Source organism: Neisseriales bacterium, assembly GCA_016699915.1.
Taxonomy (GTDB): domain Bacteria; phylum Pseudomonadota; class Gammaproteobacteria; order Burkholderiales; family Q3-R57-64; genus Q3-R57-64.
In genome coordinates, this window is sequence record CP064990.1 from 670,960 (window position 1) to 697,289 (window position 26,330).

At 40.2% G+C, this 26,330-nt stretch carries 21 protein-coding genes, 1 tRNA gene and 1 pseudogene; 8 read left to right on the plus strand and 15 right to left on the minus strand.

Going from position 1 to position 26,330, the window contains the following annotated elements:
* Nucleotides 1-131 precede the first annotated feature (131 nt).
* The 3 genes from rpoD to IPK86_03195 form a co-directional block, all read right to left on the minus strand.
* The gene (rpoD, locus tag IPK86_03185; protein QQS16442.1) at nucleotides 132-2,066 is read right to left on the minus strand and encodes an RNA polymerase sigma factor RpoD; all 1,935 of its coding nucleotides are present in this window, start codon (nucleotides 2,064-2,066) and stop codon (nucleotides 132-134) included.
* A gap of 52 nt (nucleotides 2,067-2,118) precedes the next feature.
* A complete protein-coding gene (locus IPK86_03190) occupies nucleotides 2,119-3,894 on the minus strand; it encodes a DNA primase (GenBank protein ID QQS16443.1) in 1,776 nt (591 codons plus the stop codon).
* Nucleotides 3,895-3,979: 85 nt separating this feature from the next.
* A complete protein-coding gene (locus IPK86_03195) occupies nucleotides 3,980-4,192 on the minus strand; it encodes a 30S ribosomal protein S21 (protein QQS16444.1) in 213 nt (70 codons plus the stop codon).
* A gap of 190 nt (nucleotides 4,193-4,382) precedes the next feature.
* Here IPK86_03195 and IPK86_03200 point away from each other — a divergent pair.
* Nucleotides 4,383-4,458, plus strand: a tRNA-Ala gene (locus tag IPK86_03200).
* A gap of 178 nt (nucleotides 4,459-4,636) precedes the next feature.
* On the opposite strand, the gene IPK86_03205 is transcribed toward IPK86_03200, so the two are convergent.
* The 6 genes from IPK86_03205 to IPK86_03230 form a co-directional block, all read right to left on the minus strand.
* Nucleotides 4,637-4,912, minus strand: a complete 276-nt coding sequence (locus IPK86_03205; GenBank protein ID QQS16445.1) for a GreA/GreB family elongation factor — start codon at nucleotides 4,910-4,912, stop codon at nucleotides 4,637-4,639.
* A 42-nt stretch (nucleotides 4,913-4,954) separates the two neighbouring features.
* On the minus strand, nucleotides 4,955-6,406 hold the full coding sequence (locus IPK86_03210; GenBank protein QQS16446.1) for a hypothetical protein: 1,452 nt from the start codon (nucleotides 6,404-6,406) through the stop codon (nucleotides 4,955-4,957).
* 213 nt (nucleotides 6,407-6,619) lie between these two features.
* Nucleotides 6,620-9,562 (minus strand): hypothetical protein, encoded by a 2,943-nt coding sequence (locus tag IPK86_03215; GenBank protein QQS16447.1) that lies wholly within the window; start codon nucleotides 9,560-9,562, stop codon nucleotides 6,620-6,622.
* Between the two features lie 214 nt (nucleotides 9,563-9,776).
* Nucleotides 9,777-10,937: a hypothetical protein gene (locus IPK86_03220; protein ID QQS16448.1), complete on the minus strand. Its 1,161-nt coding sequence runs from the start codon at nucleotides 10,935-10,937 to the stop codon at nucleotides 9,777-9,779.
* A gap of 218 nt (nucleotides 10,938-11,155) precedes the next feature.
* The gene (locus tag IPK86_03225; protein ID QQS16449.1) at nucleotides 11,156-11,812 is read right to left on the minus strand and encodes a hypothetical protein; all 657 of its coding nucleotides are present in this window, start codon (nucleotides 11,810-11,812) and stop codon (nucleotides 11,156-11,158) included.
* Between the two features lie 61 nt (nucleotides 11,813-11,873).
* A complete protein-coding gene (locus tag IPK86_03230) occupies nucleotides 11,874-13,334 on the minus strand; it encodes a hypothetical protein (GenBank protein QQS16450.1) in 1,461 nt (486 codons plus the stop codon).
* A gap of 92 nt (nucleotides 13,335-13,426) precedes the next feature.
* On the opposite strand from IPK86_03230, the gene IPK86_03235 reads away from it, so the two are divergent.
* A complete protein-coding gene (locus tag IPK86_03235; protein ID QQS16451.1) occupies nucleotides 13,427-13,744 on the plus strand; it encodes a hypothetical protein in 318 nt (105 codons plus the stop codon).
* Nucleotides 13,745-14,035: 291 nt separating this feature from the next.
* On the opposite strand, the gene IPK86_03240 is transcribed toward IPK86_03235, so the two are convergent.
* On the minus strand, nucleotides 14,036-15,475 hold the full coding sequence (locus tag IPK86_03240; GenBank protein QQS16452.1) for an NCS1 family nucleobase:cation symporter-1: 1,440 nt from the start codon (nucleotides 15,473-15,475) through the stop codon (nucleotides 14,036-14,038).
* A 174-nt stretch (nucleotides 15,476-15,649) separates the two neighbouring features.
* On the opposite strand from IPK86_03240, the gene IPK86_03245 reads away from it, so the two are divergent.
* Nucleotides 15,650-16,933 carry a hypothetical protein gene (locus IPK86_03245; protein ID QQS16453.1) on the plus strand — a complete coding sequence of 428 codons (1,284 nt, stop codon included), beginning with the start codon at nucleotides 15,650-15,652 and terminating at the stop codon, nucleotides 16,931-16,933.
* Here the strand turns inward: IPK86_03245 and IPK86_03250 are convergent.
* Together IPK86_03250 and upp are read right to left on the minus strand one after the other, a co-directional pair.
* A pseudogene (locus tag IPK86_03250) lies at nucleotides 16,930-17,361 on the minus strand (hypothetical protein). The gene IPK86_03245 and the pseudogene IPK86_03250 sit on opposite strands and share 4 nt — an antisense overlap.
* Before the next feature lie 114 nt (nucleotides 17,362-17,475).
* Entirely contained in the window at nucleotides 17,476-18,120 is a 645-nt protein-coding gene (gene upp, locus IPK86_03255) for a uracil phosphoribosyltransferase (GenBank protein ID QQS16454.1), read from the minus strand.
* Between the two features lie 217 nt (nucleotides 18,121-18,337).
* On the opposite strand from upp, the gene IPK86_03260 reads away from it, so the two are divergent.
* The 5 genes from IPK86_03260 to secF all read left to right on the plus strand — a co-directional run bounded on the left by IPK86_03260 (nucleotide 18,338) and on the right by secF (nucleotide 23,889).
* Nucleotides 18,338-19,765, plus strand: coding sequence for a hypothetical protein (locus IPK86_03260; GenBank protein QQS16455.1), 1,428 nt, complete (start codon nucleotides 18,338-18,340; stop codon nucleotides 19,763-19,765).
* A gap of 228 nt (nucleotides 19,766-19,993) precedes the next feature.
* A complete protein-coding gene (gene hda, locus IPK86_03265; protein QQS16456.1) occupies nucleotides 19,994-20,659 on the plus strand; it encodes a DnaA regulatory inactivator Hda in 666 nt (221 codons plus the stop codon).
* A 114-nt stretch (nucleotides 20,660-20,773) separates the two neighbouring features.
* On the plus strand, nucleotides 20,774-21,097 hold the full coding sequence (yajC, locus tag IPK86_03270) for a preprotein translocase subunit YajC (protein QQS16457.1): 324 nt from the start codon (nucleotides 20,774-20,776) through the stop codon (nucleotides 21,095-21,097).
* A 17-nt stretch (nucleotides 21,098-21,114) separates the two neighbouring features.
* The gene (gene secD, locus IPK86_03275; protein QQS16458.1) at nucleotides 21,115-22,944 is read left to right on the plus strand and encodes a protein translocase subunit SecD; all 1,830 of its coding nucleotides are present in this window, start codon (nucleotides 21,115-21,117) and stop codon (nucleotides 22,942-22,944) included.
* 12 nt (nucleotides 22,945-22,956) lie between these two features.
* Nucleotides 22,957-23,889, plus strand: coding sequence for a protein translocase subunit SecF (gene secF, locus IPK86_03280; GenBank protein QQS16459.1), 933 nt, complete (start codon nucleotides 22,957-22,959; stop codon nucleotides 23,887-23,889).
* Between the two features lie 34 nt (nucleotides 23,890-23,923).
* Here secF and moaA read toward each other — a convergent pair whose 3' ends face one another.
* The 3 genes from moaA to IPK86_03295 all read right to left on the minus strand — a co-directional run bounded on the left by moaA (nucleotide 23,924) and on the right by IPK86_03295 (nucleotide 26,323).
* Nucleotides 23,924-24,895, minus strand: coding sequence for a GTP 3',8-cyclase MoaA (gene moaA, locus IPK86_03285; GenBank protein QQS16460.1), 972 nt, complete (start codon nucleotides 24,893-24,895; stop codon nucleotides 23,924-23,926).
* Nucleotides 24,896-25,016: 121 nt separating this feature from the next.
* Complete coding sequence (locus tag IPK86_03290) at nucleotides 25,017-25,532, minus strand: dihydrofolate reductase (protein ID QQS16461.1); 516 nt, start codon at nucleotides 25,530-25,532, stop codon at nucleotides 25,017-25,019.
* Nucleotides 25,529-26,323 (minus strand): thymidylate synthase, encoded by a 795-nt coding sequence (locus IPK86_03295; protein QQS16462.1) that lies wholly within the window; start codon nucleotides 26,321-26,323, stop codon nucleotides 25,529-25,531. The genes IPK86_03290 and IPK86_03295 overlap by 4 nt, the downstream gene beginning before the upstream one ends.
* Between the last annotated feature and the right edge of the window lie 7 nt (nucleotides 26,324-26,330).

Consider the following 26,330-nt stretch of genomic DNA (forward strand, 5'->3'; position numbering starts at 1 on the left):
CGAGTTTCCTCATATAGTGCACAGTTATCTATGAGTCCGCTGCTCTGACCAACTGAGCTATAGGCCCTCTTTTACATACATTATTTCATGCTACTTGTGTTAGGGCAAGTAGCCTTACCTACGTTATATTTTCAGTGTTTACTGGGTCCACGATCCAAGAAACTACGCAATCGCTCAGAGCGCGTAGGATGACGTAATTTGCGTAGCGCCTTGGCCTCAATCTGACGGATACGCTCCCTCGTTACATCAAACTGTTTACCCACTTCTTCTAATGTATGATCCGTATTCATGTCCATACCAAAACGCATACGCAATACCTTAGCTTCTCTGGGGGTAAGCGTATCGAGTACTTCTCCTGCAACCTCTTTTAAACTAGCATAAATCGCCGCATCAGCTGGCGATAAATGACTCTCATCCTCAATAAAATCGCCTAAGTGTGAATCCCCATCCTCGCCAACAGGCAAACCCATTGAAATCGGTTCCTTAGAGATTTTGAGAATTTTGCGAACTTTATCTTCTGGCATATCCATTAATTTAGCCAGTTCATGGGGATCAGGATTGCGTCCCGTATCTTGTAAAATTTGTCGCTGAATGCGATTCATTTTATTGATGGTTTCAATCATATGTACCGGAATACGAATAGTCCGAGCTTGATCAGCAATAGAACGAGTAATCGCTTGACGAATCCACCACGTGGCATAAGTAGAAAATTTGTAACCACGCCGATATTCGAATTTATCCACCGCCTTCATCAAACCAATATTGCCCTCTTGAATCAGATCCAAAAACTGCAAACCCCGATTGGTATATTTTTTTGCAATAGAGATCACTAAACGCAAATTGGCTTCAATCATTTCCTGTTTTGCAAAACTGGTCAATTCTTCCCCTTTAAGCATTTGCTGATGAATCCCTTTTAATTCACCAATAGAAAGTCCTGATACGTCCTGTATAGCGCAAAGACTTTGCTGTATTTCAATCACACTATGTTTAATACGTTTTAACGCAGCATCCCAGGCATGATGATGCTGAATTTCTTCCTCTATCCACTGTAAATTAGTGGCATTATCCGGAAACTGTTTCAAAAAGTAATCGCAATCCATGCGGGCGCGTGATACACAAAGGGTTCGAATATTACTTTCACAATGTTGAATATGCCGAATCGTTTCGCGTAGATCGTTACATAAACTCTCAATTTGTTTGGAAACAAAACGCACTTTCGTAAAAGCCTTCGCAATGCGGGCTTGCCACTTCAAATAACTCTTACTCTGACTGCCATATCGCGCTAAAGCTTGCATCATTTTACGAAAATCGATTTCCACTTCTGCAAAATGTTCAATCACCTTTTGCCGTAGTATTTTCATATCAGCTGCTTTGGACGCAGCCAGCATGGCGGCTTCTGCATCCTGTTCATCCATCAGGCTGATGTCTTCATCGCCTTCTACTCGCTTTTCTCGCGCAGGCAATGACGATGCTACTGTTAAGATGGCTTCAACCTCGGCCTCTTGTGCATCCTCTGTTAAGACGCTATCAATTACTTCATCAGCTGCCAACTCATCTTTTTTAATTCGTTCAATTTGCTTTAAAACGGCTCTGATGATGCTAGGACAAGCCGAGATTGCCTGAATCATATTGGTTAAACCAGCTTCAATACGTTTGGCAATTGCAATTTCTTTTTCTCGGCTTAAAAGATCCACCACACCCATTTCTCGCATATACATACGGGTAGGATCCGTCGTGCGACCAAACTCCGTATCAACGGAAGTCCAAGCAGCTTCTTCCGTAACATCTTCATCTGGTGCAGCCGATGTTGCATCCAACATCAATAGTGTTTCAGCATCCGGAGCCGTTTCAGTTACTTGAATCCCAAGGCTGGTAATCGTATTGATGATGTTGTCAACTTGATCACTATCGGCCGTAATATCTTCTGGTAAATGATCATGTACCTCAGACAAAATCAGATACCCACGCGCTTTGCCTAATTCAATCAACTGACGAAAACGCCCCCTTTGCTCTTCGATCGTCGATCGCGACTCATCTTTCAAAGGGTTTTTTTCTGCGTGTTGCATGGATTGACCGCCTTTTCCTGTCAAAAAAACATAATCTTTAATTTTAACACAGCTATGGTTTTTTCAGTAGCCCAACGAGCTTGTGTTTATCCGCATCGGTAGAAGCTTGATAAGGTTTATTGACCAATTGATCTATATGTAATTTAAACTGTGCTTGTCGTAAGTAATCGGCGAAGAGTCGCTTATTGCCATCACGAAAAGCTTGTCTTGCCTCTTTACTCGTATCCATCAATTCACCTGTTTCCCGATAGATTGTTAAGACACGCTTGAGCATCGCTTCGCAAGGCGTACCGCGCAAACCCTCCATCAAGGCAGCGCTTGATGGAATAGAATCGTACTGTTGAATTTTATCAACCAATCCTACAAAACAATCCATATCATCCTTAAGTTGACCCATGTCTTCTATCATATCTGGCAAGGCAACATCTTCTATCCAACTGGGGTTCATTAATAATATAGCAAACTGCTTGTAGATCAGTGAAGTAACTTGAAGCCGTTGAGAAGTCCTGGGTACTTGATAGTGATACGGCCTACTTTGCTTGGTATGATGCTGACTAAATAATGCCTCAAAATCAGTTATAGTCATGCGCGTTAATTCAGCCAATCGATTGCGAATCATATAGGATAAAAGCGGCGCTTGCTTTAACTTGACTAACCAAGGCAATGCACGATGCACTAGTTTAGCACGGCCTTCTGGTGAATCAAGATGGATGCTATCCACTAACTGACGAATCAGATAAGTCGATAAGGGCACACTCTCTTTGGCTAGCTTATCGGTAAAAATAGCGGCTGAATGGCTCCTGATGAAGCTATCTGGATCATGTTCGGATGGTAAAAACAAAAACGATATACTCTTACCATCCCGCATAACAGGTAAGCTATTTTCTAACGCTCTAAAAGCCGCCTTATGGCCTGCCTCATCCCCATCGAAACAAAAATAGATATCATCAGCATATTGCAAAAGTTTTCTCATTTGTTCAGGCGTAGTTGCCGTGCCCAATGTAGCGACCGTATCACCAATTCCATGCTGCACGAGCGCAATAACATCCATATACCCTTCCACCACTACCACACGACGAGTTTGGTAAAGTGCTTGCCGTACTTCAAAAAATCCGTAGAGCTCTTGACCTTTCTTAAATAAGACGGTCTCTGGCGAATTAAGATATTTGGGCTCTTTTTTGCTATCCATGGTGCGTCCACCAAAACCAATAACAAAGCCTTTTGGGTTACGAATTGGAAACATGATGCGGTCGCGAAAACGGCAGTAGTGGGTATTTTGTTTTTCTGAAGGGCTTATTAGCCCAACTTGATCAAGTAGCAAATGACTCGTTGGGTATTGTTTAAGCAGCAATTGTGTATCGTCTGGTGCATAGCCGATGCCAAATTTTTGAATCATCTCATCCGATACACCGCGTTTTTTAAGATAATCAAGGCTCTTGGCTGATTGGGTCAAACAAGACTGATAAAACTCGGCTACCTGCATTAACAACTTTTCAAGCGAAAGATAAGACTTCTGGGTTGGGCGACTGGACAAAGTTGCGTGGGGCACTGGCATATTCACGCTTTGCGCAAGCTGTTCTACCGCCTCAACAAAACTTAACCCTTGATATTGCATGATAAAGCCAATGGCTGTGCCATGTGCTCCACAGCCAAAACAATGGAAAAACTGCTTATGTGGACTAACCGTAAAAGAGGGGGTTTTTTCTTGATGGAAAGGGCAGCAAGCCATGTAATTCTGACCGCCTTTTTTAAGAGGTACATAGCGGTCAATCACATCAACAACATCAACTTTATCAAGTAACTGATGGAGAAAATCTTGTGGGATCATGGTTTTAGCGTTAGTACGCTCAACAGGTACTCAACCGACAAGATAACGCCAAACGTTTGGCGAACTATTCAACTCAAACAAAAAACTAGAAGAGTTTGGGAGGCAACATTTGGCTTCTTAAGCGCTTGAAATGCCGTTTAACGGCTGCTGCAGCTTTCCTTTTACGTTCTGTTGTAGGCTTTTCGTAAAATTCGCGTGCCCGCAACTCCGTTAGCAAACCTGTTTTTTCAACGGCACGTTTGAAACGCCGTGCAGCAAGCTCAAATGGCTCATTTTCTTTTAGCTTAATACTTGTCATGAAAACTGATTCCTTAGGTTAGGATCACAAGTAAAAAAATTACTAGCCGACCATTTTAACAACAATCACAAAACCTGTGAAGGCTAATTTATAAGCATCGCAAAAAGATTGAAGCATATAGCTTCATTTTGAATCATTGACTCAACCATTTATTGGACTAATGTGGCTATGCTACAATACTTCTAGTAAGGGGGACGTAGCTCAGCTGGGAGAGCGTCGCGTTCGCAATGCGAAGGTCGGGAGTTCGATCCTCCTCGTCTCCACCAACCAATCAACATTTCAATTCCTCATTTCCATTGGAGGTGGTTTTAATTACTGAGTTGCTCGTCTTAGTCAAGAATGATTCCACTCGCTCAAAAAAACAAAAATTGCAAAAAAATCATTCAAAAACAAAATGCTGCTATTGGATTCCTGGTAGGATAGATGCGTCAAAAAATTTACCTGTTAAACAGCAGAACGTTTTATTTCTTTAATCTGTAAAATTTTCGATAGTTTACCAACAAGATGTAGTCGCTTTTGATCTCCGACAGCTAATCCGAGTAACGATTTTGCAATAGGCCTGCTTTCATTTACAATACCATTATCAAGATCATCTTTGGTGTTTGTTATTTGAATCGTCAAAATATCTTCTGGGTTCGCTAAATCAATGTAATGTATAACGTCGCCAACCTCTACCGTTAGTTCAGTTTTTGTGCTGGTGCTTTTGTTATCCTTTGTCAAAATTGTTGATGTGTCAATATACCGATTTTCTACTGTTGAATCTTATGTTTGCTCAGAATCTTCAATGGTTTCTTTAAGATCATTATTTGATACTATGTCTAGCTCTAGAGTATTAACAACACGCTGTTCGCAATAAAGACTGGGTACTACACCATCAGAGCTGGTAGGATATACATTATTTTCGCTCAACGCTCCAATAAGGTCTTCAATCATTTCTTCTCTTCGTCTAAACCATGTTGAAGCAAGACACCGCCAAAAAACCCAGCCTGCTCTCTCTAACATTCTTTGGCGCGCTATATCATCCTCCCATTTTTCTGGGCCGTGATACTGGTCACCATCACATTCAATAGCTAAACGTGCATCATTCTCACCTTCTACAACCATATCAATTCGAAATAATTGACCAATTTGTACCTGGGGAATTACCCTATACCCACGCTCTGTTAGTACATCGTACACTGCTTTTTCGAATTCTGATTCGCATAATTCGCGCGTATCCTTTCTACAACTTTCATTGTAGGAAAACGGTGCAGAAAAATGCGCAATTAGACTACGTCGAAACTTATCAGCTGGACTTAGCTGTTCGATAGAAACAGACCTAACTAAATACATACGATCACGGGCACGCGAAGCTGCTACATTAAATCGTTGAGCATAAGTCTCTCTAGTTAAAGGAGCGCCTAATTCGTTGGGCGCAACTACCATCGATAAAAATACAATATCTCGCTCTTTGCCCTGGAAATCACTTGCACCACCATAAGCAATTCGATGCTTGTCCCATACTTCAGAGCCTAGCTCTTGTATTAACATATCACGAATTCGACAGGCTTGTTGTTTGGCTAGTAAAGATACAATACCAATTGAACGGCTAGACAAGGACTCATCGTTAACTATTTTTTTAATTTCTGCCACAATAAATTTTGCTTCTGCGATATTTTCATCTCCTGCTCGATATCCATCTTGGATAAGAACATCAATCAGCGGTGGATCAAGCCTTTCAGACATTTTTGGTAATCGAATAGGTATAAGTTCATGATTGTAAAATTCACGTTTTGAATACTCAATGATTGGATGAACACATCTAAAATGTTCCTTGAGCATGACGGTATTATTTGCATAAACAGTTTTAAATAAATCGTATATTGATCTTTCTGGCGACATGACTGATTTATAAATCCCAACTTGATTACCTAGACATTGATCCATTAAATGCCTAATTTTTTCTTCCAATCCTACCCCTTCTGGAGATACTTGTTTATCATCGCCCACAATTAGAACTTTTTGAGCGCGCAGTAATACTGGTAAGGCCACTAAATCAGATTGCGAAGCTTCATCTACAATAACAAGATCAAAATCCCCTAAATTAGGTGGCAACGATTCAGAAACTCTATCATGTCGCATAATCCAGCAAGGTACAGCCCAATTTGCTTGGGAAGCTGCATCCCGTGCATTTTTGCGATAACGAACTTCACGTTTACCAGTTCCTTTTCCCATTTTTTGAATAGCAGCAAGATAAGCTTGGAGTGCAGAACGTACCTTTGGCGAAGCATTTTCTTCAATTTTTAACCAAGTTCTTTTTACAATGACATCTTGGTAGGTCTTAGCTAATCTAGTTTCGGTATCATGTCTATCTTTGGATAAAGTTTGAAGTTGCTTTTGGCAGTCAATTTCTTCAAGATAAACCGCTAAACGCTTTAGTTTCCAACTTTATTGCAAATTGTTGGGTAACAAATGGTCAATAGCACCACTCACTGGTTGCTGTAAACGCATTGCATACTCAGGGGCTCCAGATTGCTTGATAAGTTCGGTGACACGAACCACTACATCCAGCTGAGGGCGTAGTTTCAAAACGCGAGAAAGTTCGGCAGTTAATTCCAACCAAGTTTCTTGTATCTTGCTATCTGTTACAAGCGGATCACCTAACGTTTGATTTAAAAAAGCACGAATTGCCTCAACAATTAACCCGCTTTTGTTTGTCAAAATTTTCTGAAATTCTGATTTTTGTGCCCATACATTTGCCAGCCGGCTTTTTGATAAATGATGGTTGAGTACAACAATCAACTCATCAACAATATCTTTATTGCCAATCGCCAAATCAGAGTTCAACCAGAGCGGAAATAGTTTTTTGGCTTTTAAGGAAATTTTTTGTTTCAATTCAACTTGTTTTCCTATATTTTCAAAAACAAGTAAAAACTCATAAGCTTGCTGAGCGCTTTTTGCAGAAACAGCAACCCTTGGCAAACCAACTTCCGGTGCAATAACATTCCAACGAATAGTAAGCTCTTTTAAGTCTTTCTGAAATTTAATATAGCTGGCAACATGTTTCCATTCATCTTCATCGCGCGGATCATGACCGAGGATCCTAATATCCTTAATTGCTTTTTTCTCTGCGGATTTACCAAGCAATCCGGAAAGACCAAATGGATATTTGCCTTCAGATAGTCTTTTTATCGCTTCCAGTAATTCTGGTTGCATTTCATCCGGAACAGATACTGGTTTTTTGATAAAGCGCTCGCGTACTCCTGGGATTCGCTTGAATTTTTCTCCAAGTTCATATAGATTTTTTACAAAATCTCGCTTTGAACGGTCTTCTATGTTTTGCGTAACTAATAAGAGCCATTTATAATCAGCCGCTTTTAAAGTTTCGCGTATTTTCTGCAATTTTTTTATATCTTCACTTAAAGCCCGAACAGCTTCAAAAGTTTTTTGAGTGGTATCCATAAGATTTGGCATACCATCAGCTTCGGCTTCTTTTTTTAATTCCTCCAACCTTGAAATATCTTGGTGAATTTGTAAAATTTCTTCCGCTTTTGGTAATTCAATCATTTGTGGTAATGATGATTTTACATATGCAATATCATGACCAAGTTTCCTACGAACATCCTTCAATGCCTTGATATCTTCGTTGTTGAAAAGAGGATCGAATTGAGAAGAGATAGTTATGGTATCTTCAATCCATTCATAATTTCCTTTATTCTCAATTAATTCTAAGGTAGCGACATAAGGATCAATCTCAGCTTCATTGATAGCAATTTTTCCAAAAATCTTTTTTGCGAGCACTGAAATATCCCAATCAATTTTTGCGAGCTTGCTGTGTAAAGCATCAATATTTTCTTCCAAATGATTAATTTCTTTTGCAGTGGTACTGCGATCTACACTTTGAATGGCAGATGAGATTTTTTGTATAGAATATTCAAATTGCTTTTGTCCATCTTGATCATTAGTTAACAATGGTATGGCTAGGGGTTTAATCTCATCAGGCAATTGTTGATGCAAAACACTTAAGGCTGGATCTTTCATGGATGTAACTAATATGCGTTTACCATTGGCAAGAAAATGGCAAATAATATTTGCGATAGTATGGGTTTTTCCAGTTCCAGGAGGTCCTTGGACAACAACTCCACTATGAGACTCAAGACGCTGGATAATTTTAACTTGCTCACCATTAAAGGGCTTAGGAAAATAAAAGTCTTTCGAATTATGCTCAAGATTCATTCCATCACGGTAAACAGTAGAAAAACCTCTAAATTCTGCCAGCTTAATCTCCGGATTTTCAGTATCTGGCTCAGTAATGATTGCTAATACAGCTGGTGGAAATGCTTCTTGTTCTTCAACAGCTTTGATCATGCGATCAAGATCTTGTAAATAAGCACTATGAGTTCTCGGCCTAGCAAATAGTATCCAAGTATCGGTTACTTTTAATCGATCATCTGCCTTCGGAACAGCACGATCACTCGGTTGAGTTTGGTCTAGCCAATAAATACCATGGGCATCTAAATTAGTTGCAGCATTTCTCAAAAGTGGCTCATATGTACTATGATCAAATGGTGAAATAACAACTTGAAGTTCATCGAAAAATTCTTTTGCGGCTTTTTCAAGACCAGTTGTTCCGTAATTTTTTTGAGAAACATACCAGTCTAATTCGACTCTTGGCTCGATATTGCTTCTTGGGCGAATCTCAATAGCAGCTGTTTTTTGATTAAGAGTAAGCTCGACTAATTGCCCAATGATCGGATAGCGAACGGTAGTTGCATTTGTTTTCCAAACTCCAACACCTATGCCCCATACAAGCTCAGGTTGCGCTTCAACAATTTCGCCATCAAGCTGTTGTTTTAATGTGTAAAGTTCGCTATATAACTTAATAGTATGAAGACGTTTCTTTTCCTCAAGAGACCAGGGTACCCACTGAAGCGCAACGTATTCATCGAAAAGCTTCTGAACCTTCATTGATTCATTATAGTTTTCGATATTGATAAGTGCATCTGGATCAACAAATGGTCCTTTGCTTTCGCTTTCCTCTAGAGCTTGCTTTGGGAAATGCGTACCTGTTTTTATTAAAGAAGCACCACTTACCGTCGCGAGAAGTGTTGGTTCATTTTGCGGACCGTGCGTAAAACTAACCCATGGGCGAAGCCATATATTTGTAATCTCTGGTGGAGAAGTTTCGTGCAATCTATCAACGGACAACCAAATTTCATCATCATCTTGCTGAGAGATATTAAAGTGTATCCCAATCGCTCCGCTTAAATTCTCCTCATAAAGCAAAAAATTGTTATGTGCAGATATATTTGCCACTGGGTTTCCGCGAAGACGAGTTGATTGAGAGCAAAACTGCAATAATTCAATCAACCTTTGCTTTTGCATGTTCACGGTGATTACCTTGATTAAGCCAGTAAAGGTGGAAATTTTGAGCTAGTAAGTGACAAAAAGAACTCTAAAAGCACAAAATCTGTCTGTATGGTAACAAGCTTTTGAAAATAGAAACCAAAGTATGAAAATAGCGATGCTTGTGGTTTTTTGAAAGCGGCCATATTCCTGCATTGAGCGAAACGGGTTCTGCTTGCAAAAAAGGCTGAATTTTTTATTACTCCAACCATTTTTTAAACCACTGCCATTTCTTAGGAACAAAACGAACACCTTCTAAGCTTTTAGTTGCTTGCGCAAAATTATCTAAAGCCACTTTGGAACTACTTAATACATTAGCCAATGATCCAATTTCTCTTTGGAGAGTGAATAAACCATCTGCACTTAACTTCATATTGTTCTTCATGACATCTAGATGATTATTTGCTGTTTTAAACCCATCTCCAAATGAAGAAAACTGGGTTAATAAATTTCCTGTGGCTCCCGTAATATTTTCAAAGGAAGCAACAAAAGATTTTTTGGTTTCGGTAAAACTAACAGCCACTTCCTTGAGCTCATTAAGAGACTTCAAAAAACTTGCAATTGATTGATCAACACCTTTAGCATTTAAGTTAGTCACCATCTTTTGGTTGGCCTGACACAATTCATTCCCAACTTCATTGAAAGAACTATTGGCTTTTTTGGTCATTTCCTGTAGATCAGCAAAGCATGTTTTTAACGCTTCCGCATAATTGTTAGAATGTCTTGACATAGACTCCTGTGATTTGTTCATCTCCTGCACTAAACCATTTACATCCTTTTTAAGTTGGCTGGTAAGGCCACTGATTTCATTACCTAATTGACCGTTTAATGCACTAATTTCTCTTCGGAAAACGCTTAATTGATCATTTAGTGCTCGGTAAATCTTTTTAGGGTCAGCGCCATTCGTGTCAAACGTCGACTGAGCAGCTAAGAGAATTCTAGCCCATAAGCCAAACATCGTTGCCGTTAACCCCACCCCAAACTGGAATATAGCATGCTGAATCAATTGAGACTTATTTAAGTCATTAGAAGAATACAAAGCTTCAAAAATAAAAATGCTTGCTAAAGCACAAATCGTTAGAATAAAACCAAGATAATAGGCTAAATCGGCAGCATCAGGATCATCGACTAGACCTTGTGATTTAATAGAAAAGAAATAACCAAAGATAGTTACTGTATTGATAAAAAATATAGCAATCCCAAGCTTAATATGGCTAGATTCACTTACACCAGATTTAAAATATATAATCGAGGTAATGAGCAAAACAATTCCACAACCAAGAAAACGAGAGAATAAATCGCTGGCTTTTTTCTCAATCTCACTTGCTGTATTTTTAGTTAACTTAACATCCAAATTCATATAAAACCTCTATAATTAGGCACATCAATATTATTTAGAACGATCGGCAATTTCACTGGGGTCACAAGTAAACAGAATGCTATGCTCCTGAGACTGAAATAAAGCTCTCCAAAACGCAACAACGCCTTCCTTTTGCGGTTTTGATAAAATTTGACAAATAGCAACATTGCTACGCTCTTTTTGCTTGGTATTTTTTAAATATCCAAGTAAGTTTTTGCCTAATATATCGGTCCATTTTTTGCAAGCGGAACCCGTTTCGCTAAATGTAGGGATGTTGCCGCTTTCAAAAAACCACAAGTATCGCTGTTTTCATATAAATCCGAGAAAACGATCAGTTTACTACCAGCCTTCCAGTAAGTTGCATTCGATGTAACCGTTACTAAAGCCTCCACAATATGAGAACGACCCGCATCCCACCTTTGTAAGATATCATCAACCGCCTTTTTAACATGACCCAAAGCAACATCCTTCACTCTCTTTTCTTCAGTCGCAGAAAGATCGGTCAAAAGCCAAGTTGTATTGGGAGGAAAGGAGCAATAGCTTGCCACCGGCGTCATCTCTGCAGGTTTTTGGTCAGAAAGTAAATAAATACTCGTTTTTTCAATTTTCTTACCCCCTGTAATCCATGACCAAAATCCTTGTTCAACAAAAGCTGTTTCCTTAATCAGCCGATATAAATCCTCTATTTTGCCTTCGGGAATTTTGTCAGTTATGTCAACAAAAATAATATTTCTTTTGCCAATATAACTCTCATTTGCTGGGCAAACACAACGAGGTTCCAATTCTCCTTTTTTGCACTCAACAAATGTTGGAGGTTTAAAAAAATAGGCTACGCCAAACAAACATAATGCGAATACAATAGCAAAAAGCATCATACGCTTAGCTAAAACGCTTTCACCTGAGGTTTTTTGAGTAAGCGCCCTGTAATTTTTCATTTCAATTCAGAATGTACTCATCTTCTGCATTTGCTTGCGCTACTTTTTTTGAGCCATGTTTTTTATCCTCGGGCATTTTGGGGAAGTTAAGTAAATCAGTTATGTCAGATTTTTGCCACCAAACTTGCAAACTTTTCTTCTGGGAAAGAATTGATTTTTGCAATGTTTGAGCTTGTTGATGAATACCTTCCTTATTTTTTATAAAGTCTTCTAACTGTGTTTTATAACTTTCCAACTGCGTATTCTCAGATAGGCTTTGTATTTTTTGTGGGTAGTCATCAGTACCATTGGGCTGATGTGCACTGATGGTAATTTTAAAAATCTCTTGCAGTTGTTGATAAGCAAAATCAACCTGTTTTCGATCTTCTTCCCAAGCTTTTATTTCTCTTGCAATTTCTGGCAGATTCCCATTAAAGTCATCATAGGTTGACAAAATTCGCATGCCTAAATTATCTAAATCCAGATCCGCGCGTTGCTTAAGATCGGTACAATACACCCCACGAGCATTTTGCGCTTCCGCTAATCGCTTCGACCATTTATCAAACATTCTGGCGTAATGTCCATAACCGGGATAGGGATCATCTAATTGATAGCCTTTTTGAAAAGCTGCAATACCCATACTAATACCGATTAAGAACAACACCATGCTTTCTAACCAAAATGCATCATTAAATCCTTCGTTCGCACTAATATAGCGATACCTATAAAAGGCAATAATGCCATTAATGATTAAAATTGCTAAGATGGAAAAAATAAGGTACCACGCGCCACGCTTGGCTTTTCTTTTATTAATATGGTTTTTAATCCGATATGCAAAACCAAAAACTGTGTTCGATACAATATTCAGTGCAGCTATACCAAAAGCTACAAATAAAAAAGTTAAAAAATTGATTCCCTGCCTTAAGAAAAAAGCGTTGAATAACGCTTCAGCAATACCAAAAAACACTAACCAGTATAACGCATTCTTTCGATCAGAGTAAATTGCAGAAACGCTAATACCATTTGCCCCCTTAAATACCTCTAAATCCTTTTTAGTTTCTTGATATTTCTTAACAATGCGATCTACTTCAGCTTGATTCTGCGCCACCCACGATCTGATTTTACCTTCAAGGTCTTCTGGTGCGGCATGAGACAGCTCACTATATAAACCAGACTTTAACAATGCGGATAAATGCTGCAAATCACCAAAATACTGCTTGATAGCGCCAACATGAAATTTGGCGCACTCTGTATCCACCATAATACTATCTGTGCGTAAAGTAGCTTCATAGGGATGAATTTGGTTAGGTTTTAGATCATCACCACTTTGAATAGCTTGATAGGCTTTTATTCTTGCCTCATCTTGCTTTTCTTGCAAGCTTAACCAAGCCAACATTGCTTCAAAACCAATTAACTTGCGCTTTTTTAGACCAAAAAAATGAGCAACCGGCTCCAAAAGTTCATCAATTTCTCCAAATGCCAACAATTTTATGTTTACTATTTTAACATTATTTTGTTAGGATGTGCACCTTTAAAAATTAAAGCTAATCAAAATGACTTTATGTAATTTTGAGCATGAATAGACATAAACGAGAAGTTTCAAGGGAAAGGCTCATCGGTATATCCTTTATTGATATTTTGATTCAGGCTATATTTGTTTTGTTTTTGGCGCTTGGGGTTGGGTATATGGATCCGATAGAGCGCGAAGAGGCAGAAGAGGCAAAACGAAAGTTACATGATATTTGTCACAGATTTAATAAGGATTCAACCAAACCCTGTTACGATTATCTAATACAAATAGCAACAAAAGAGGCAAAAGGGCAGAAAGGATCACTACATTTATGTATAGCACCAAAATCCTTTAACAAATCAATTCCCTCTGTGTTTTTTTAAGGTACATTCTCCTACCCAAATTAGGTTTTTACGTTTCAGTCCTGAATATAAAACTTATTTGTTAAAAAATGGACAAATCCAAAAACTCAAGAAAGCTCAGGCTATCCGAGCGGGTTTATATCCCATTGACTCTATTGAGTCAACCTTCGGATTTATTAGAGAAGAGAAGTGCTATCACAAGGTAGAGAGAGGATGGGAAGGTAGATGGGATCCCAGCCAAGTAAGTAAAGGCTTCCAAACTTTATTAAAATTGCAAGAATCTTCTTCTAAAAAATAAACTCACCTTGAGCCTTACGATCTAATTCGGTACATACCAACCCAATAGATTGTTGACGAAATCAATAAACCAACAAACCATGCATAAGTGTAAATGTTGTTAAAAATGCTTGGAATATTTGTGAAACTTGCTGGAAAAGCTGCCCCTAAAAATCCAGGAATATTGGGTAGCACACCCAATATAAAAGCTAGTAACGCTATCTTGTTCCATCCATTCCCATAGTGGTAAATGCCTTTGAGTTGATAAAGCGCTTCAACATTCAGTTTTGTGCGGCGAATTAAAAAATAATCCACAATCAAAATTCCGGTAATAGGTCCTAATAAGGAAGAGTAGCCGATTAACCACGTAAAAATATAGCCATCTGTTGTCTCAATCACTTTCCAAGGCATCATTAAAATAGCTAAAGCTGCGGTTATATAGCCGCCCACCTTGTAAGAAATCTTCTGTGGATACAATGCTGAAAAGTCGTAACTAGGTCCCACCATATTAGCTGCCAAATTCACGCTGATAGTATCAACCAATAACACAATTAAAGCCACCAATACCGCAATGCCCGTCATACGACCAGCAAGCGTAATCGGATCCCATAATGCTTCGCCATAAATCACAATCGTTGCCGAAGTCACTAAAACCGCAAGTAAAGACAACATGGCCATGGGAATTGGCAAACCAACCATTTGGCCAATCACTTGTTCGCGCTGATTTTTGGTAAATCGCGTAAAGTCAGCAATACTTAAGGCTAATGCCGCCCAAAACCCGACCATCGCCGTTAAAGAAGGCCAAAAAACTTGCCAAAACTGCCCAGCTTTAGCGCCTCCCGCTTCAAACTGAGAAGGTTGATCCAAAATAGGGCCTAGTCCTCCGGCTTGATGGTATACCCATCCCAATAACACAAAACAGATCACAATCTTAATGGGAGCAGTATAAGTTTCAAGTTTGCGTATCGAATCAATCCCATGCACAATAAACCACAATTGCAAGAACCAAAAGGCCATAAAACAGACCAATTGGGCAAAATTGATGCCCAAAAATGGCAAAATAGCACCCCCTATGGGTACGCCGAGAATCAAACTACCAAGCGTGTAAATCATTTGACCACCAATCCACGTATCAATGCCATACCACCCACAAGCAACCAGGGCACGCAAAAAGGCGGGTAATTTAGCGCCCAAAGTACCAAAAGATGAGCGCATCAATACTGCGCAAGGTATCCCATATTTGACACCCGCATGGCCAATTAAGAGCATCGGGATTAACACAATGACATTGCCTAAGAAGATCGTTGCAACAGCCTGCTTCCATGACATCCCATTCATGATCAGGCTGCCTGATAACATGTAAGCGGTGATACACATCACCATCCCAATCCATAAGGCTGCAAAATGATACCAGGCCCAAGTACGCGCTTGCACGGAAGTTGGCATCAAATCAGGGTTCGATAAATGAGCATCCATCGTTATATTTTCAAGTTGATCCAAAGCGGATTATTGTACAATTAATGTTGGCTCTACTTTAAAAAAAGTAGCACTTAGCAACAAAAAGCAGTCATCTTGACACGCTTTCTTTATAATAGCGCCTGCTTGTTAATGTTTTCATACTTTAATGGTCGATTGCATTAGGCATAACCTATGAATACGTTCTCTTTTTTTCGATCTTCTTTATTCTTATCCATCAACCGGTATATCGGTAAAATTGGTGGTGTGGCTATGATCATGATCCTAGGCCACTATGACACAAATGTTGTGGCGGCTTTTTCCCTGCTATTGGCTGGCATCTCCATTTTTTTTATGGCTGCTATAGCGGGTCAAATGGGTTTGCAATCAGAATTTGCAAGGCTCAAAGCGCAGAATAAAGATAGTGCAGGATTACTGGCTGGCTCGATCATGCTATTTGGTGGATTAGCGGGTATTTTATATCTTGCTATCTCGGTCATGGGAGCTGATTACTTTATTAGGGGGAAAGATCCCATTTTTGAGAGTGCTCGCCAGAGTTTTGGGCTACTAACTATCTCCATTCCGCTTTTAGCACTCAACAATATCTGTGCCATGTTTTTAGAGGGTAATGGCCGTGCTGCTGTTGTATCCATCGTACGTATTGGACAAGTATTTTGTGGTATTACTATCGTAGTTAGCATCGCTTTACTAATAGGGTTGAGCCTATTTAAAGTGATTAGCGTCTATGTTATTTTAGATGCAACCGCATTATGTGTATTGGGACTATACATTCACAAAAAACAACTGGTTTCTTTTCTTGATTTGTCATTCAACAATATTAAACAAGTTTTTCGACCCTTTACGATCGGGGCACCTGCTGCACTTTGCCAAGCTGCTACGTCTTTTGCCACTTTTCAATTAACAAGTCTTGTAACGGGATTAGGAGTACCTGCTGCAATCGCTTTATCAACCATCATATCGTTAACACTTTTGCTACAAATTCCGATTATTGGGGTTAGTCAACAGGTCGGCTTAGAGGTAGCCAAACAACATAGTCTTAAACAGCCTATTTGGGCTAGCACGAAAAAAGGCTCTATGACGATTTTGATCATTCTGAGCATCGGGATATTAGCTATCTTTTTGAATCGCTCAACACTCGGTTTGATGGTAGCTAATGACGCTACGACCCAAATGGTTTTTGTAGAATCGATTGGTAGCGTCATTTTATACATGATTGCTAGCATCGCATCGCTTTATCTATTGAACTTGCTTCGTTCCTGTGGAGACTATGTGATTCCACAGGTTATTGCTACACTCTGCGGTGCGTTGGGATTTGCCGCATGGGTCATTTGGGTCAGGCAACCTATCTCTTTTGTAGAAAGCATCAATACCTATATTGTATTTAGTATTTTATCAAGCCTAATGCTACTGGGCAGACTGCTCTACCTGAATACTAAGGTAAAAAATAGTCATGCCTAAACATCGTCCAGCACTAATTTGGGTAAACCTTTCACAATTTTCAGGGAATACAAACTGACGGTAATAACACGCAAGAAAAGCTTTAATGGATAAGCAGCATCCTTCATTTTTTCCGTTGCCCAGCAGTTTGCATCATTAAGAAGGGTGCTTTCCTTGTGTACGCTCATACCTTGACGCTCCATAACCCATTCTAAAGCTGACTTACCGTTAACCACATAGCGGTAAACATCTAAGGGAATCTTACGTGTTGTTAACCATTCGTTATAAACGACACGGTTTTGCCAAGGCTTTTCCAGCTTCTATAAAAGCATTAAAATCCGTATAGATTCTGACGCAAGGAATATGTAGCAATACTTTGGTAAGATTATTGGTGTAGCTTGTTTTATAGGCTTCAGAATATTAAGACACCATAAACATGGTATAAAGATATTTTCTTTGGTAAGAGTTTGGTTAGGATATGCAGGTAGCGGCTTGCTTAAATAGCATGAATCTTGCCATCAGTCTCCTTTGTAACAAGACTAACCATTTTTGTCAACATACTACTACTCTACTTGTTTGGTACCAAATATCTTATCGCCCGCATCTCCCAAACCTGGAATAATGTAACCATTCTCATTAAGATGGCTATCTAAGGCAGCGGTAAAAATTTCTACATCCGGATGCCGTTTATTCACTAATGCTACGCCTTCTGGCGCTGAAACCATCGTTACCGCTCGAACATGTTGACAGCCTTTTGTTTTAAGTAAATCAATGGTTGCACACATTGACCCACCTGTTGCTAGCATCGGATCAATGATCAGCGCTAAACGCTGATTAAGCGAACCGACAAACTTATCAAAATAAGGAACTGGCTCTAAAGTTGCTTCATTGCGATAAAGCCCCATCACACTGATCTTAGCCGAAGGAATCATATCAATAACCCCATCGAGCATACCTAATCCTGCCCGTAAAATAGGTACCACATTGATTTTTTTACCCTTGATGCGAAATACATCAACTGACCCACACCACCCTTCAATACTCGTTAACTCAAGATCTAAATCACGGGTTGCTTCGTAGGTTAACAATCTTGCCAATTCTTTGGTCAATAGTCGAAATTGTGATGTACTGATATCACGCGCTCTCATTAAACCTAACTTATGTTGCACCAAGGGATGTTTGACAATGTGAACCCCTAGTTTCGTCATGGGCACTCCTTCAAAACAATTGGCAAGATTAAGATGCTTCATTTTACTCTCTAGACTTTAATTTTAGGGTAAAAATTCCTATTTTTAGAAGAATAGCATCCTGTTTTAAAGGGTAAGCACATTCAATACATACATTTCAACTAATTCTCCTAACCACATCAAACATGTTACAATTTTGGCTGATCAAATCAGGTAGGATCAGACTAGGATATGAGATATGAAAAAATATTGTTGGCTTGCTGCATTAGTCATCGCGAGTAGTTTGCCAGTTTTATCTTGTGCCGACGATGCTCCGCTTCTCCCAAAGTCTCACTCTGAATCACTGCCTTCTTTTTTTGATTTTTGGGATTACGATATCACCGTTGAAGCTGGCATTGAAAAAACACTCTCCAAAGACGAATCTTTCAACCTATCTCACCCAATACTGATAGGTAATTTTGACCTAGAAGTAAAGGGAGTTTTTCCGGTTGCGCCAACCACTTCAAAGACGAGCTTATTATGGGGAACCCATATGCGCTTGTCGCCACAGCACTTAGCCATTAAAGATGTTTACGCGGGTGTAGGTTTTCAGTTTGGGCAGTTAAAGTATGGTTTATTGACAACACTACCTGAGAACCCTCTTGCTGATTACTGGAAGGGAGAAGGCGCTAATAATATCGCTATTTATAATAATTTTGACACACTACTAAAAAATGCTTATCGTTTTCAATCCACTCCGTTAAACGGCTTTTCTTTTCATCTCATTCGAGGAACCAGCGGTTATATCACGGGTGCAACCAACAAACCCGATATTACCTTTACCATTTCTGACATTCCTGTCACAGGTTATGGATTCCAGTTTCAAGATAAAGGTTTAACGATGGGCTACACTACTTTTACAAAAGAAGGCGATGCACAAACAACTGTCGCACCGCGAGGAACCTATATTTTGACAACACCCTCAACGCCTTCCCCTGGTGGATTTCCAGATATGCCAGGATTTGGTAGAAATGAGCGATCTACATCACCATCCACCTCAACTCAGTCTTCTGCTGATACATCGAATAAAGATATTTATATACAACGGCAGATTAAAATTGGCTATGACCAACACCCGCTATGGTGGCAATTAGGCTACCAACAAAAACAAAGTCGGGAAGGCTGGGGAGATGTCTCATCGGTCATGCCCGTTACACCGAGTCAAAAAGCAATCGACGTCATTAAAGAAGATATTGGTTTGCTCAATGAAATACTCCAAAATCCGGACATTAAATTCACTTGGCCTTGGTTTAAAACACATGAAATTTTAGCAGGGATAGGTTATACCTTTGGCCAATTCCGACCTAAGGCCATGGTGGTTTTTGGTACCATTGACAAGAGCAGTCGTCGTAATATCTGTATTGATGTATCGCAATGCGATGACTCGATCTGTCAAGTCGCAGAACAACGTTATGGTCAAATCATTGAACGAGAAGTTCCCATGTCCGACTATCGACAATATATCTTAGGCATAGATTATCTTGTCAATACGCACACCACTTTGGGTGTCTCTTGTGGAAAAATAAATTGGCTTAACCATGACTATGGGAGTGATGAAACCCTCCAAGAACTGGGTGCTTGGCAAAATAAACAAAGTTTTGGGTTACATATTAGTCATCGGTTCTAAAAAAATAGCTTGTGACCTGTCTATCACCTCTAACGTACCTTTCAAAAATAAGGTGTGTTATCGCGTTGTATGACCTGTTAGTAATGGTAATCCAACCAGCGAAAAGGTCATCGGCACAACAGGTAAATCTCGCAGACCTAAAAGCAAAAACGCTTGATTTAATTTGATCGTTTATTCTAAAAAGTTATATTGCCCTCTAGCCTATCATCGCCACATTACTGAACCAATATGCCCACTTCACAATTAATTTTTAATCTCAATTTGCCTAGTCACTATGACTTTAATCATTTTATTGTCGGAGACAATCATGAAGCACTGGCCATGCTTGCCTCAAAGAACACGGAACGATTCATTGCATTATGGGGCTATTCAGGCGCTGGTAAAACGCACCTACTTAAAGCTTGGATTCAGCAAGCAACAATACAAAAACTACCTGCTCTTTATATTGATGCGCGACACACAAAACTTACACATGCCATAAAACACGCGAACCAGCTTGCTGTTGATCATATCGAAGCACTCGATACAGAATCGCAAACTACGCTATTTGCGATATATAACGCTTTTCGTACAACACCGTCTGCTCGCTTATTGATCGCATCAAATTGTCCTCCCTCACAATTAGTGCTGCGCGATGATTTGCGATCGCGTATCAGTGCAGGGTTAGTCTATGAAATTCACGCACTCAGCGATGAACACAAATTCATCGCGCTACGCACTTATGCTCAGGCGAAACAAATTAATATACCGGATAACATATTGCGATACTTGCTGCATCACTTCCAGCGCAACCTTTCCGCTTTAACTTTGCTTATAGATACACTGGATCGTGAAGCGTTATCCCATCATCATCCCATTACCTTGCCATTTTTAAAATCCATTTTATCTATTTAGCGTAATACACTCAATCTGGGCACTTATTAACTGTCTTTGACTCGTTTTAACAATGCTAGTCAAGGATAGCAAAACACGTTACAATGTGCGCTTAATATTCACCCTCAATAAGGAATGACTATGCTTGCTGCTCCTGCTGTTAGTTCGTCAATAGCCAGTATCTTTTCCTCACCCATGATCCCGATGCTCTTGATTTTCTTTGGATTTTGGTATTTTTTCATTATTCGCCCCCAAATCAAACGTAATAAATCCGACCAAGCGATGCGAAGTGCCCTATCTAAAGGAGACGAAGTGATGGTGCTCGGAGGGCTCATTGGACGTATTGCCAAAACCGATGAGCAGTTTATTAGCATTGAAGTTGCTAAAGGCGTAACGATTCAATTACAACGCACTAGCGTCAATGCAAAATTACCGGAAGGCACCTATAAAGCATCATAATCTCAATAAAGATTGCCATGTATCGCTACGCTCATTGGAAATATGCTGTTATTGTTTTTATTTTAGCTTTAGCAACCGTTTATATCCTGCCTAATTTTTTTCGTACCGTACCGGCAATCCAAATTTCCAGTGCACGGCAGTCTGCGCATATTAATGAATCCACCCTAAGAGCTGCCAAAATCACCTTACAAATAGCAGGTATTCCTTATCGCGATTTATTTTTACATCAAAACAGTGTAAAGATACGATTTGCTAATCCTCAGCACCAGCACCAAGCCTACCTAGCTATCCAAAAACAGTTTGGCTCAAGCTACATCATGGCATTAAATCAGCTCGTTAATTCACCTGTATGGATGCATAAAATTGGAGCGCAGCCCCTATTTTTGGGGTTAGATTTACGCGGTGGCGTACACTTTTTACTTCAAGTAGATACAGAGGCGGTCTTAAATAAAACCATGGATCGCTATATGAGCGATCTTCGGCATGCCTTGATCGATCAAAACATCCTACCAAGCAGCATGATGAAACAAAATAAGCGTATCGTGCTGATCTTTGCTAATGCGCTCGCAACGCAAAAAAGTCAGGAAGTTATCCGCCAAGCCACCCCGTTGCAAACTTTCAAACAGTCGAGTAATCAGCTTATTCTCGATTTACCAAAGGGAGAATTGGATCGTATACAGCGTCGCATGATCCAGCAAAATATCCATACGCTGCACAACCGCATTAATGAATTAGGGGTAGCAGAACCCGTTGTACAGCAAGCTGGATTTGATCGCATCATTGTAGAGCTACCTGGTATACAGGACACTGCTAAAGCAAAGGATATTCTGGGTCGTACAGCCATTTTGCAGGTTCGTATGGTAGACGATGATGAAGCAGCAAACCGCGAAGCGATCACTGGCAATGTACCACCTGGCTATGAATTATTAGACGATGGACAACGTAAAATCCTTGTTTCACAGGATGTTGAATTAACGGGTGATAACATCAGTGATGCCCAAGCTGGTTTTGACCAAAATGGTGCGCCTGCTGTGCATATTCGTTTAGATTCACGGGGAGCTGAAATCTTTCGACAAGTCACCGCAGCGAATATTGGTCAGCGTATGGCCATGGTATTAATTGAAAAAAATAAAACAGAAGTGGTCACCGCCCCGGTTATTCGCTCCGAGATCGGTGGAGGACAAGTAGAAATCTCTGGTCATATGAATTCGGCCGAAGCCAATGACATCGCACTACTCTTACGCTCTGGTGCCTTGGCAGCACCGATGAGTATCATTGAAGAGAGTATAGTTGGCCCGAGCTTGGGTCAAGAAAATATTCAAAAAGGGCTTTATGCAACCCTTTGGGGTTTTATTGCCGTCGCCTGCTTCATGGTGCTCTATTACCGTGTATTTGGCTTAATTTCTGCTGGTTCTTTGCTGGTTAATGTCGTGCTATTGCTTGCCATACTATCTGCCTTGCAAGCAACACTAACCTTGCCAGGCATTGCAGCTATCGCACTGACGCTCGGTATGGCTATTGACTCAAACGTATTAATTAATGAGCGCATCAGAGAAGAGTTAAGAAATGGTGCAACCCCACATTTTGCGATGCAAGCTGGTTATCGATTTGCTTGGGCGACCATTTTGGACTCTAACGTAACCTCATTTATTGCAGGCGCTGCTTTGTTTAGTTTAGGTTCTGGTTCAGTGAAAGGTTTTGCAGTCGTACATTGTTTGGGTATTTTAACTTCCATGTTTTCTGCCGTATTCGTATCGCGCGGGTTAGTCCACCTGTGGTACGGCAACCGCAACAGGTTAGCTAGCCTTTCAATTGGTCAAATCTGGCAACCCAAAACACCCGCCTAAGGATAAATCGCTATGGAATTTTTCCGCATCAAACATGACATCCCATTCATGAGTTACGGCAAAATTACTACCGCCATCTCTTTAATCACCTTTTTACTGGCTATTGTGTTTTTATTGTTGCGCGGATTGAACTTGTCAATGGAATTTACAGGAGGTACTGCTTTACAGGTACACTATCCACATGCTGCACCCTTACAAGACATTCGCCATCGTTTGGCAGCATTTGGCACCAATCTTTCTGTGCAACAAATCAATAGCGTACATGAGGTACAGATCAAATTACCTAGCAACACCAAAGCCTCCTCAACACAATCTGTTGAGCATTGTATGGCGCTATTAAAGCAAGGTAATACAGGCGTAACGCTTGCATCTAGTTCAACCATTCAACCACAAGTAGGTTCTGAATTAGCGCTGCAAGGTATTTATGTGATTTTAGCAGTTTGTGTGGGCATCATGCTCTATTTGGCTTTGCGCTTTGAGTGGCGTTTTGCGCTCTCAGCGATCATCGCCAATATGCATGACATTGTCATTATTTTGGGTTGCTTTGCTTATTTTCAGTGGGAATTTTCACTAACGGTATTAGCGGGTGTTTTAGCGGTCTTAGGCTACTCAGTTAATGAATCGGTTGTTGTTTTTGATCGAATCCGTGAAAACTTCAAGCGGCCTAGCATGCGTAAAAGACCAGTCGCTGAAATTATTGACAATGCCATTACAGCAACCATAAGTCGTACTATCATCACGCACGGCTCAACCGAAGCAATGGTGCTGTCCATGCTCATTTTTGGAGGATCTGTTTTGCATGGTTTTGCACTTGCTTTAACAATTGGTATCGTGTTCGGTATTTACTCTTCAGTATTAGTTGCTAGCCCAATTGTCATGGCATTGGGCTTATCTCACCACAACCTCATCAAACCACCAAAAATCAAGCAAGAAGCTGTTGTTTAAGCAATAATACTGTGCCGACATTCTGAAAGCTAGTTTAACCGCCTAATGCTGACATGAACCGCACAATTTTAGTCGGTTCTTCAATAAATTCATGCCGCTCTGGTTTTTGCCAAATGGCGTGATAAATGGCCTCAGTTAGCACTTCATCATCATGGTTTTCTAAAATTGGCTTAAGTGGCAATGCACTATTTTGTCCTAAGCAGGAATAGAGCACACCATCAACTGATAAGCGGACACGATTACAAGACGCGCAAAAATGTTGTGAAATCGGTGTAATAATGCCAATAGTAAATTGACCATCCGAGGTTCTCCAATAACGAGCAGGTCCCCCACCTAATTCTTGCGTCAAAGGCACCAACTGATAACGTGCTTTTAAATGCTCTAAAATAGGTTGGAGGTTAACAAAACCAGCGCTTCTACCTGACTGTCCAACAGGCATTGCTTCAATCAACCGCAGGATAAAACCTTCTTGTATACAAAAATCTGCCATGGATTCAATATCACCATCATTCACGCCAGCGAGTACGACCATATTTAATTTGATCGGAGAAAACCCAACGGTTTTGGCTACCATCAAGCCATCCATTACTTGCTGTAAACTGTCTGAACCCGTAATTTGCTGCATGCAATCACGACGCAATGAATCAATACTGACATTCAGTCGTTTGACGCCAGCCATGTAAAGTGGCTTGGCAAACCTAACCAGTTGTGTCGCATTGGTCGTCAATGATAAATCCGTTAAACCGGGTAATGTGGCAAGTTGCTTGGCTAATTCGGGCAAATTACGTCGCAATAGCGGCTCGCCACCCGTGATGCGGACATGATCAACACCTAGGCGAACAAAAGCGCCCACAACCCTTGCTATTTGATCAAAATTTAACCAACGGCTTGGCTCCTTAAAATCCTTGAAGCGCTTAGGTAAACAATAGGTACAACGCAAATTACACCGATCCATCACCGATAGGCGAAGATAGCGAATTGTTCGATTAAACCGATCTGTTAACATCTTTGAAAGATTTGCTTTGTATTGAAGTTCATGCTGAATCCCTCAACATCAAGAACCAACCTACCTATTCCATGTAGGTGAAACGCTTCTGCTAAAAAACCTGATTCTCGCCTTATACGCGTTATTCGATCTGCTGACAAGAGGGTAAATCGTCTCGGCGTATATAGTTAACAATATGGTAGATAACACCAGAGCTTGACTGACCCGACAAACGCTTGCTTTCTTGCCAGTACGCCACATCAAATACAGGAAAAAAAGTATCGCCTGCCACCTGTAAACCAATCTTCGTCAAACAAAGCTCATGCGCAAAAGGTAAACTGGCTTCATAAATCTTAGCACCGCCAATAACATAAATAATCGACTCATTTTTAAGTAGATTAAAGGCCTCTTCAACACCATGTGCTACCTCTACCCCCTTAGAGCGCCAAGTAACTTGGTGCGTTACCACAACATTTTTGCGATTCGGTAGGGGTTTTTCGCCAATTGATTCATAAGTTCTACGACCCATAACCACCACTTTACCTGTAGTCGCTGCTTTAAAATGCTTTAAATCTTCAGGTATATGCCAAGGAATATGATTATTCAAACCAATGACATTATTATCCGCAATGGCTGCAATTAAGATAATTTTTGTCATACTGCTACCGTTGCTTTAATCGGTGGGTGCGGGTCATAACCTATTAATTCAATATCTTCATAACGAAAAGCAAAAATATCACCGACAGCAGGATTTAAACGAACTTGTGGTAAGGCTTTTGGCGTACGATTTAATTGTTCAGTTGCCTGCATGATATGGTTATCATAAAGATGTGCATCACCCAAGGTATGGATAAAATCACCAAGCGCTAAATGACAGACCTGCGCAACCATCATGGTGAGTAAAGCATAACTTGCAATATTGAACGGAACGCCTAAAAAAATATCTCCTGAGCGCTGGTATAACTGACAGGATAATTGATTGTTCAATACATAAAACTGGAAAAAAGAATGGCAAGGCGGTAGAGCCATCTGATCTACCAGTGCAGGATTCCAAGCGCAAACTAGGTGTCGCCTTGAATAGGGGTCATGTCGAATCGCATCAATCACGTTGGCGATCTGATCAATTGATGTACCATCTGGCTTTGGCCAATGTCGCCATTGATAACCATAAACAGGGCCCAATTCACCTTGCTCATCTGCCCACTCGTCCCAAATACGTACGCCATGTTCACGTAAGTAAGCAATATTAGTCTCACCGCGTAAAAACCATAGCAATTCATGCACAATAGACTTCCAATGACATTTTTTTGTGGTAACGAGTGGAAACCCTTTTTGTAGGTTAAAGCGCATCTGATAGCCAAAAATCGATCTGGTTCCTGTACCTGTCCGATCAGGTTTTTTAACGCCATGCATCAATACATGCTGCATTAAATCAAGATAAACTCGCATCAATGGT